1 protein-coding gene is annotated in these 360 nt (G+C 71.1%); it reads right to left on the bottom strand.

Annotated elements, in window-relative coordinates; genetic code table 11:
* On the bottom strand, positions 1–360 hold a 360-nt coding region (locus tag AX737_RS30920; RefSeq protein ID WP_197430777.1), incomplete at both ends, for an efflux RND transporter permease subunit.

Below are 360 nucleotides of genomic sequence, written 5' to 3'. Positions count from 1 at the left end.
CGTCGGGCTGCTTCTCGACCGAGACGATGACCGCGGGCTTGGCCATGTAGCCGGCATCGCCCCGCTTCACCTTCGCGGCGAAGGACACCTCGGCGAGTTGGCGCAGGTAGACCGGGGCGTCGGCGACCGTGGCGACCACGAGGTTGCGCAGGTCGTCGAGGCTCATGGTCCGGCCGATGTTCCGGATCAGGTACTCGCGGGCGTTCTGGTCGGTGAAGCCGCCGCCGGCGTTGGTGCCGAACTGCGCGAGCGCCGTCTCCAGCTGGGCGTTCGTCACCCCGAGCGCGCGCATCGCCGCCGGGTTTGGGCTGACCCGGAACTGGCGCACCTCGCCCCCGATGGGGATGACCTGCGCCACGC

The organism is Methylobacterium sp. CCH5-D2 (assembly GCF_001556475.1).
GTDB lineage: Bacteria > Pseudomonadota > Alphaproteobacteria > Rhizobiales > Beijerinckiaceae > Methylobacterium > Methylobacterium hispanicum.
The sequence above is the reverse complement of the archived record's forward strand: the minus strand, read 5'-3'. Positions and strand labels throughout refer to the sequence as shown.